Annotated in this window: 1 protein-coding gene; it reads right to left on the minus strand. The window is 43.5% G+C overall.

The genetic code is table 11. The features are described 5' to 3' along the window. Positions 1–64: 64 nt before the first annotated feature. On the minus strand, positions 65–10,987 hold the full coding sequence (locus HMPREF9073_RS06855; RefSeq protein WP_232212907.1) for a T9SS type B sorting domain-containing protein: 10,923 nt from the start codon (positions 10,985–10,987) through the stop codon (positions 65–67). Between the last annotated feature and the right edge of the window lie 72 nt (positions 10,988–11,059).

Consider the following 11,059-nt stretch of genomic DNA (forward strand, 5'->3'; position numbering starts at 1 on the left):
AAAAACTCCCCGATTAGCATTAGTTAATCGGGGAGTTTCGCTATTATTATTTCAAGAAATACTCTTAATCGGCGGCTCTATAGAGGTTGAAGTGACCTACATATTCTTGGTCGTCTTCGCCGTCTTCGTGGGTTTTGAGGATGTACCAATAGTCACCTGTTGGTAATTTCTTGCCGTTGTATCGACCATCCCATACTTCTCCTGAACGTAAGCTGGTGATATAACGTCCGTAACGATCGTAGATGTCTACCGTTAAGTTTGGATAACTGCGGTATCTATCTGGATCCCAGCCGTCGTTCTGTCCGTCTCCGTTTGGTGTAAAGAAATCAGGTGGTACTGACTTCATATACTCTTTCTCTATAGTGAGCGTCGAGCTACAGCCGTTGCCGTCTATCGCCTCTACAACTACTGTTTTGTAGACTCTCTTACCTACTACTCGTGTGGTTGGATCGCTTGAGCGCAACATATATTCATTTGTACCGTCTTGATAACCATTGAACGTGTAACTATAACTTGATGGGTTACCGCCAACGGCTTGTACTTTTATCTTGTTGATTGCTCTCGGATCGGTAATATCCTTGATTTCTAAACCTCGATAACGGGTTAAGCTCACGGTACTACCCCAAGTTTGTTCACATAGTGGTGCTCCTGGTACATTTGAGTAATAGTATACCGTAAGGGTGTATTGTCCTGTAGGTATAATATCGGTATATCCGTACTTACCTTCTATCCTCTTGAATGGAGGTTTTTGAAGACCTCCGTCCACTGAGTAGAGGGTATTGCTCGCTGTACGTTTGTCATCGGCTTGTGAGAACTCTACACGTAAATAGCTGGTGGTGTAAGTAGTGGATACTACTGAACAGTTGAACTGTTCTTTTACATCTACAATATCTAACTTAGGTGCTGATGGTACTGTGATTTGTAAAGATTGTGAGCACTGACCATCGCTGTATTCTAAGAGATAAGTTCCTACTACATTGGTTATAGTGCGTACCGTTCCTGTTGCTGTTACGGTTCCGCTATCTGCTAAAGTACCTGAAGCTGTTTTGAGTGTATAGCTATAAGGTGCTCTACCGCCTTGGATGCTGAATATCAACTGTCCGTTGTTTAAACCGTAGCAGGTTTCGGATACTGTTGAGGCATTGACTTGTAACAAATCGGGTTCTACTATAGTGAAGCTGTGTTCTAATTCACAATTGATCTCGCCATTAGATCTCACTTTCACTGTATAAGTACCTGCTGATAAGCCTGTGTATCGGCTGTTTGCTACATCGAACGTGCCGGCTTCTGGTTCAATAGTATAAGTATAACTATTGGTTGCGCCGTTTACCACAAAGGTTATCGTTCCATCGTTTACTCCATAACAGCTCATATCGGTTTTTGTTACCGTTGTTGCCGTTAAACTGTTGTAAGCTGTTACATTTACTGTAAGGCTGGTTGTACAACCATTGAGATGTGCAAAGGTGATGGTGTGAGTACCTGCTGTTACTCCTGTAAATTTACCTGAGTTTTGTGGTGCTGCTCCGTCTAAACTGAAGCTTACCGCTCCTGTGTAGCTGGCGCTGACCGTTGCGTTGATCGTATTGACTACGGTATTGTTACCACAACCGTAACTTACTGTTGCTGTGGCTTGCATATCTACACCTTCTTTTATCAATACTGATACTTCGGTTGTACAAGAGTGTGCATCTTTCACCGTAATGGTGTGGGTTCCTACTGATAAGCCTGTATACAAGGTCTTATCTACTGTCCAAGCTCCACCGTCGATTGAGGTACTGTACGATTGGGTTCCTCCAGTGATGGTTATCGATACGGTACCATCGCCTGCTCCATAACATACCTCATCGGTTTGTTTATCGATGATGGCATTCAATACATCGGGTTCGTTGATCTTGAAGACCTCATCTACAAAGCAACCATTCTTATCTTGGGCTCTTACTACGTATTCTCCTCGAGCAAGTCGTGTGAAGTAGCCTTCGGATACAAATCTATCTAATCGTGGACTGATTGCGTATTGTATATCGCCTGCGCCTCCGGTTACCGTCATTGAGATGGTACCATCACGCATTCCGTTACAAGTGATATCAGTGGTTGCTGTTGCTACTGTAAAGGCTGGTGATTCACCTATATTTACTGTCGCCGTTTGTACGCAATCTACGCTGGTTACCTCTACTTGGTAAGTACCGCTTGCTAAGCCTGAGAATGCCCAGTCGGTAGCATTTACTTGGGTTGCTGAAACTGTTTGTGCAATTCCGCCTTTGTACAATTTGTACTGATAGTTACCCAATGCTCCGGTTGCTGAGAAGGTGATACGCGCTGAACTTTCTCCGTTACACTTCACAAAGGCATCGGCTGTATTCACGTGCAAGGCTAAAGGTTCTAAAGCTGCTATGGTTATCTTATTAGATACTTTAGATGTACAGCCGTTGGCATCTTTTACATAGAACTCGTAATCGCCTACATCGGCTGCATTGACCGTAACGGTACTTCCTACTGTTGTAGTCAATCCGCCTTTTATTTGATAATAAGTATAAGCTCCTGTGCCTCCTGTTGCTACAAGTGATATTGTAGCTGGGGAATGACAAGTAAGTGGACTGGTAATACCGGCTACTATATTGAGTTCGGCAGGTTCGGGTACCTCTGCTTCTATCTGTGATTCACATCCCCATCCATCGGTGATCATCAACACATATTCTCGTGCGTCTAATCCTGTGAAAGTGGTATTAGTTTGTGCGCCTCGTACAATAGCTCCTCCTTTTTCTTTCAATTCGTAAGTGTAGTTGCCACTACCTCCTGTGATGCTTTGTACGCTTATCACCCCTGTTCGATCGCTGAAGCAATTTACATTGGTTACTGTTACTGTCGCATCGATAGGATCGGGTGCTGCCATCACTTGGGTTACTATTGTTACACATCCATTTTCATCTTTTACCTCTACTGTATAAGTTCCTGTTGATAAACCTTCAAAGAGTGAGGTGCTGGTATAAGTTCCATATACTGGATGGGCTGTACCATTGTGGAACAAACGATATTCGTAATTGCCCCATCCTCCAGTAGCTTCTACATTAAAGGTTCCTGTTTGACCAACGCCACACTTGATGCGATCGGTGACTGTAGGGGTAGCTGTAAGTGCCGTTGCTGGCTCGGATACCATTACTTGGGTACTAGTTACCGTACAATTTGGCGCATCGGTTTGGTCTACTCTTACCACATAGTTGCCTTTTGGTAAACCGCTGATAACCGCTTTACGCACCGCATCTGGACTGCCTATTTGGGTTTGCAAACTACCTACTGGAGCAACCGTAGGACTTACTGTGTAGGCTTGGTAAGCTATCGGGCCTTGGTAACCACTGAAGGTAATGGTTATCTCTCCATTGCTATCTCCCACACAGCTCACTGGTTTACTTTGGGCTGCACTTACTTCCATCGCTCTATATTCGTTTACGGTATAAGATACGGTGGCATAGCAGCCTGTTTCTCTATCGGTTACTTTAATAGTATAGTAACCTGGAGCATTGAAGTGTACTGTTGCTACATTCGCTCCTGTTGTAAGGGTTTGTGTTGATGGCGTTGGCGTTGCCACACTACCATTGGCTGTTACTTCTACTATATAACCGCGGTTCTTACCTCCTACTATAGTGAAGTTCACTGTTTCGGATTGATTACAACTGATGGTTGTCAATCGGGTGGCTTTTATCTCACTGATGCGTTGTAGTGGTGGTACTACCAATGGGGTGTAGACGGCTCTACAGCCATTAGCATCCTCTACATTCACTATCACGGTTTGTGTGGCACTACCTGCACTTGTGAGGCTGTAAACACTGCTGCTTATCCAGCCTGAAGTGGTGGTGCTTGTACCATCAAATACTTGATAGTTGTATTTGTAAGGTTGTGTACCGCCTTGCGCTACTGCTGAGATAATTGCTTGTTGGGCATTGTTATTGGCATCACATCTGTAGTGTGTGGTTACCGTAGTGGTATTGCTCACTATCAAGGTGGCTGGTGCGCCTATAACAATTGTCTCAGTTTTAGTACAGTTGCGCGCCGAGGTGAGTGTTACAGTGTAAGTACCCGCTGGCATAGCTATAAACTCTATGTCCTTAGGTGTGGTGTTCACCGTTTCACTGCGGGTAAAGCCGCCGCTACCTACTATATTGATTTGATAATCGGTTTGTGTTTGGGTACCTGGTATGGTAATTTTTAACTTACCATCGCTGCTACCACTACAGCTCACTGCTGTTGTAGTGTAAGTAAAGTTCACTGCTGCTGCATCAGTTACTGCAAAGGTGTGGGTTTGAGTAGGACAACCTGTTGCTACATCGTATACCGATACTTCATAATTACCTGCTGGTACATTTGTAAATCCGTTCGTAGTTGACGTTGTGCTCACTCCTGTACCTAAGTTCTTAAGGGTATAACGCAAGCTTGGTGAATCGCCTCCTGCATAAGTGACACTAACTGTCGCTCCTGTATTCGGTGTACAAGTTACTTGCTTGATAAAGCGTACGCCTACTCCTTCTACCGGTTCGTATAGGGTTACCGATTGGGTAAGGGTTACTGTACAACCCCAAGAATCGGATATCGCTACTTGGTAATTACCTGCACTTAAGTTTTGGAACTCGGTGCTGGTTTGTGCTCCGCCTTGTGCTACCCCATCTTTGATGAGTTGATACAAGTAGTTCGCGCCTTCACCTCCCGTTACACTTCTCACTCCTATGGCTCCCGTACCATTGGTACAGTTCGCATTGGTTACCGTAAGTGTACCACTAATAGTTGTTGGGGTGGCTATGGTTACTGTACTGCTAAGGGTTGTAGGACAACCTCCGTTGTCTTTTACTAATACTCTATAAGTACCTGGGGTTAAACCTGTGCGTACACTTGTGTTTGTCCACACTTCAAAGCCTGGAGCTGCTTGACCGATATAGTACTGATATGTGCCCCAACCGCCGGTTACATTTTCTATGGCTATCTCTCCACTGTTGTAAGTAGGTGCACTAGCACAAGTTGCCTGACGTACTGTAACGCTCGCTGTAACAGACGCTGTTGGTTCTTCTATCTTGAAGCTATATACTTGCTCACAAGCTGTATTGTTATCTTTTACAGTTACTGTATAGGTATTAGGAGCTAAACCTGCTATGTTGAAGGTTGCTGTTGTGCCCGTTGCTGTAAATGGTGAGGATGGTGCAATCGTTCCTCCTGATGGGGTTACGGTTACATTATAAGCGTGACCACTTACTGTATTGCTAAGGGTAAAGGTAGCGGTACCATCGTTAGCGCCTTTACAACCTACATTCTTCACTTGTGGGTTTACAATGCTGAAGTTGTTAGGGTTAGGTGAGATGTACAACTTGCTCACTGTACAGCCTGTCGCTTTGTTGGCTACCCAGAATGTGTAAGTTCTGTTAGGGGCTATGGTAAAGCTATTGCTTGTTTGCCAGCCGCCTGTTGTTGGGGTAATCGCTCCCGTAGGGGCGGTAGCTCCTTGATAATACAACAACTGACCGGTAAATGGTGCTCCTGAACTTTGGGTTGCACTGATGGTGATGGTCTCACTCGCATTACAAGTTCCTGAAGTGGTTACCGTAAAGTCGATCTTATCAACATCAAAAGCTTCAAACGGTTTGATTACCACTGAGGTTTGGGTGCTACAACCATTGGCATCGATAGCGGTGATGGTTACTGTACCTCCTGCTGTATTTCCTATGCTAAAGCTATTGCCTGTACCTGATACAGTACCGTACAAGTACTCTATTCTATAAGGTTGTGTTCCGCCTTGTACTGCCCCACTTGGCACTGTGATTTGAGCTTGTTGTACACTGCCTGAGCTTCCACAACTGAACTCTTGTTTGTTGTTCTCTATCACTGTTTTGCTAAGGGTAAGTGCGGTAGGCTCTTTCACTGTTGCTGTATAGGTGCTTTGACAACCATTAGCCGTTACTGTAATGGTGTATACTCCTGCCGTTAAACCTCTCACTTCTCTATTGACTATTGATGATGATGGAACTGCTCCACTTGGGCCTTGTACTGCATAAGTAAATGTTCCTACAGTGGCTGCATTGACCTCGGTGAGGTAAATCGCTCCATCATTACCTCCGGCACAAGTTACTGTTTTTACCGAAGTGGTTATCTCTGGGCGTTCAGCAGTACGTACTGTGATGCTCTTAGTATAACTACCGCAAGTGCCTGATGTACTCTTATCTCTTACTGTTACGGTATATACACCTACAGCCGTTACATTGATGGCCGCTTTATATTGACCTCCTACTTGTGGTATTGCAATAGGTCCTGTTGGTGTACCGCCTGGATTTATATAGCTATATTCGTAGTCGCCTGAACCATTGTCTACTTTTATAGTGATTTCGGCTCCTCCGCCTCCACATCCTAATGGTGTGGTTAATGCTATATCTGCCTCTAACGCATTGGTGATGCTCACGGTTTTAGTAGCTATACATCCTGTAGATTTATCACGGATTTGTACATCATACTGGCCTGCTACCAAGTTAACAAATACATTGCTGCTTTGGTAATCTAAACCTCCATCTATTGAGTATTCGTAACCGTTGAGTTCTGTTCCTGTTGCTGGGGTTCCTAAAGTTCCTGTTTTAGCTTGTGGCTCAACAGTGAGGGTGTACTGTCCATCGGAACAACCTATTACAGTGGCTTTTGCAATTCTTGGAGATGGCGTTACTGTAAAGGTGTATGTACCTAAAGTAGCTTTACATCCATATTGGTCTTCCATCTCTAATTTTACTCCAAAACTATAAGCTCCACTTGGATAGGTTGGCATTGCTGGAGTGGCTATATTATCTTTTACTATCTGTACTCTTGAGCTTCCTGTAACTATTGGTGCTCTGAAAGTAACTCCTGCTGTTGTTGGAGTTACTGTGTACCTATAAGTACCTCCTCCTCCGGTAGGATTTTGTACCTCTAAAACTCCATCGCTATCACAAGTAATTGTAGCGGTTTGTGATACCGTAGCTGAAAGCGTTGCTAATTCTCGTATATGCAAGTCTCTACTACCCCACTTACAACTTCCTTCGCTGATAATAGCGTAGTATGTTTTGTTTGCACTGAGGGTAAAGGTAGACAAGATAGACTCGGCTCCTGGTCCTGGCATAGCTGCTGTACCATTGATAGGTGCTGATGTTACAGGATCTATAGCTATCGCATTGGTTGCTTTGTCATACACTGCCCAACTGATATTAGTTGATGCGCCTGAGCTATATGCAGTGCTACGACGTACTTTAAGCGTTGCATTACCATTAGAGCCGTGACAAGCTGGATTGCCTTCAAGCATTGCACTGATCGCTGGTGAGGATACACTCGCATAGATGTCTCCTGTGTAGGCTGCCTCACATCCATTGGCATCTTTAACTCCAAAGGTATAGGTACGACCTACGACTAAGCCTGTGAACACGTGTGTGCGTGAGTTTACACTTCCTGCTACATAGGCTCCTCCATTGAGATTAAACTGATAAGGTGGTTGTCCATAACCTGGAGCTACTGTTACCGTAGCGGTAAACAATGGGTTACCTGCCGCTGTACAGTTCTGTACGTACTGTTCTAAATTGGTGGTTACACTTACGCCTCCAATTGGCAACGGTACTACATAAGCCATCGCTGCTGTACTACATACATTAGGCGCTGTAGCACTCGGACGTGTTGCAAAACGCACTTGGATGGTTCTGCCTGGCTCGGTTACTCCTGATAAAGGAAGTATGTAATGTGGATTGTTTAGCATTGGATGCCAAGTACCACTATTGTTAAACTCATAGTATATTTGGTTACCGCCTGCTCGGTAGGCTGTCCAAGCATCATTACCCATTGTAAGGGTAAGGGTGGCTGCTGAACCTGTGGATGCACAACTTCCTACCGTTGCCGATAAGGTTATCGTAGCGGTAAGTGCTGGCATATCGGATAAAGTAACATTTTGTGTCGCATTACAGCCGTATTTATCGGTTACTGTTACTGAGTATACTCCTGCTGCTACATTGGCTATCGTATAGGTGTTGGTCGCTATACCTGTATAAGTAGCTATTACTGGGGTTCCTCCATTGCCATAACGCACGGTAAAGTTGCCATCGCCTTGAATGTTTTTCAACACGATCTTGCCTGTTGCTGATCCTTGACACGTAGGCGTTACTGTCGCCGCTGTAAAGGCTACATTATCGGCTTTCTTCACTATTACTTGATGCGTTTTTACGCAACCTGCAGAACGTACATAAACTGTCCAAGTTTGTACTGCCTCACTAAAGTGTGGAATCACTTTGCTCGTATCGTTTGGATGGTAATCAGAATTAGTAGGTACTGCACTGCCTAACATATAAGCATATTGGATATTGCTTGTTCCTACTCCTCCTGAGGCTATTACCTCTATCTTCGCATTGGTATTACAACTACTTTGGTGGGTTACCCTTACTGTACTATTTAACGATGGGTAAATACGCACTTGGGTGGATGTACTACAACCATAACCATCGGTATCGGTGATGCTATAGCTGCCTTGGGTAAGACCCGTAAAGGTATGGGTGGTGCCATTGGCTGGTAAAACTACCGCCGCATTGTTATTTAACCTTACTTTGTAATTGCCATTACCACTGTTGATCTTCACTTCTATTACTCCATCTCCATTGTTTGAATAACAAGTGGTTGCTGATGTTGTAAGCGTTATAGCTGCTGGAGTAGTTACTGTAAAGACTCCTGTGAGTTGTGCACTACAACCATTCTTATCTTTTACTATAAAGGTAGGGGTGCCTGGGGCTATGCCTGTAAAGACATTGTTTGTTTGGGTAGTGGTCGTTCCCACTCCTTGATAGATATAAGTATACGGTGGAGTTCCGCCACCTGCTGTAAGCGTTACTCGTGATTTGTTGTTGTTTGAACACATCGCTGGCTCGCTAATGGTTGCCGTAAGGGTAAGCGCATTGGGCTCGGTGATGGTTACTGTACGGGTAAGCAAACAGTTACCATTATGACTAAAGGTAATGGTATGAACTCCTGCATTGAGCCCATCGACCTCAAAGGTCGCTGCTGTTGTAGGAATTGTATATCCTACCCCTGAACGAGTTGTTCCATCTACTGATACTCGGTAGCTACCTCCGTGTAAGTTCTCCATCTTGAAGGTTACCTTACCAGTACTCAAACCTTTACAAGTTACACCGGTTTGACTTACTACACTCGCCTTAAACTCTTTACCTGAGGGAACTACTACTTGCTTGGTGATTTCCATTTCACAAGCATTTGGTTCTTGATATACAAAGATATCGTCTAACGCCATATCACAACCACTTCCTGACCAACTCTTAGTACGTATTTCGATACGTACTTGATTGATATTTCCTGGATTGAGCTCTCCAGAGAATTCGTGCCAATCATTAGGATTTGATGATCTTGCAATAGTTCCATAATCTTGTTCTGAACCTATCTGTACATTAGTTATAGGATTTACCAAACGAATTTTAATATCTGGTAAGGCTCCTGCCATTCCTACTTTTTCAAGATTCATCACAAACATTTTATATTTAATCTTGCGATTTGGATCTATGTTTACTGTTTTTTGATATAACACATCTCCATTGCCTACATTTCCAATATCAATCATTAACATTCTTGATTTGTTATTAGCAGGATTGGTATGGTCATTTGCATTTGACCAATATGTAAGATGTGATTGTACAAAAACTGAACTATTAGAACCTATTACATAGCGCCCTGGAGTAGGCACCATACCAGGCCCACATTGTATAGCTGGTGCTACGTTTGCACTACAAGTATCTTCTCCAATTCCAAAATCATCTTGAATCAATATACTTGCTGCTGGAGGATTGGCATTTTTATATTTTATCGTTACAGTATAACTGCCCGGTGCTAAACCTGTAATGGTAGCGGTTGTACCTGTAGCGGTTTTGCCATCTATTTCATAAGTATAATCGTAAGAGGTTGGGGTACCTGTAAAGCGTACCGTAGCCTTACCGTTACAATCATAACTTGTAATGGTGTAAGTCGTGCCTGTAGGTTCTGGAATTTTTGCTGTTACTGTTACTGTAAGTCCTAATTCACAACCTTTGGCATCTTTTATATATACTGTATGGGTGCCTGCTGGTAACCAACCGGTATTGAGATTGCTATAATTACCACTAAATTTGTATTGATAAGGTGCTGTACCTCCTGAAACATTGGTAATACGCACCTCTGCCTTATCAGAATTAGCTCCCGTGCCACAACCTATAAGTTGTGATACTGCAGCAAAACCTTTCAATGGTGCAGTAGGTTGGGTTATTGCAGCATTTTTAATGGTTTCGCAATTGTTGGCATCTACTACTTTTACAATATAGCTCTTAGCTGCTAAATTTGTAAATACTAACTGACTGCCCTTATCTACCCCATCTAAGAATACTTTATAAGGAGCTTTGCCGCCTGATATAGTTACAGATAGTGTTCCATTGTTAGCTCCATAACAACCTACTGTTGTTGTACTTACTGTTACTGTAGGCGCTACAGCAGCTACTAATGTAGCCGTTCCTGTGATCATACAACCTTTGCTATCGGTAACTTCGATTGTATATGCTCCTGCTGTTGCTGTTTCATAAGTGGCTGTATTGCCTACTACATTTTGAAGACTTTGTACTAAAGCTCCACCTTGTTTCACTACATAACGGTAAGGTGGATTTCCATCTTTTACCTTGAGTTCTATCTTCCCTTTATTGCCCGGAAATACGTTACAAGAGATGTCCTTCGATACTGTCGCTCCTGTTCCTCCATCGATAGAAAGCGGTTTCTTGATTTCAACAGTGTAAGTGGCTTTACAACTGTGTTTATCTATTACCGTAAAGGTGTGTGTGCCAGGGTCTAAATTATTATATATATAGGTAGTCGCATTTTGAGTAGCTACCGTTGTTCCATTGTGCTGGAATACATAAGGCGCTGTGTTTGTGTTGTTGGATGTGCGTACCTGTACCTCTACCTTGCCCTTAACTCCGCCTTGCAAACAATAGTTGTTGTTCGCCGTATTGGTCGTAGCAGTCAAGGTGAGTGTTGGGGCATTTATCACGTTGATAGT

This window comes from Capnocytophaga sp. oral taxon 326 str. F0382 (assembly GCF_000318295.1).
GTDB classification, from domain to species: Bacteria; Bacteroidota; Bacteroidia; order Flavobacteriales; family Flavobacteriaceae; genus Capnocytophaga; species Capnocytophaga periodontitidis.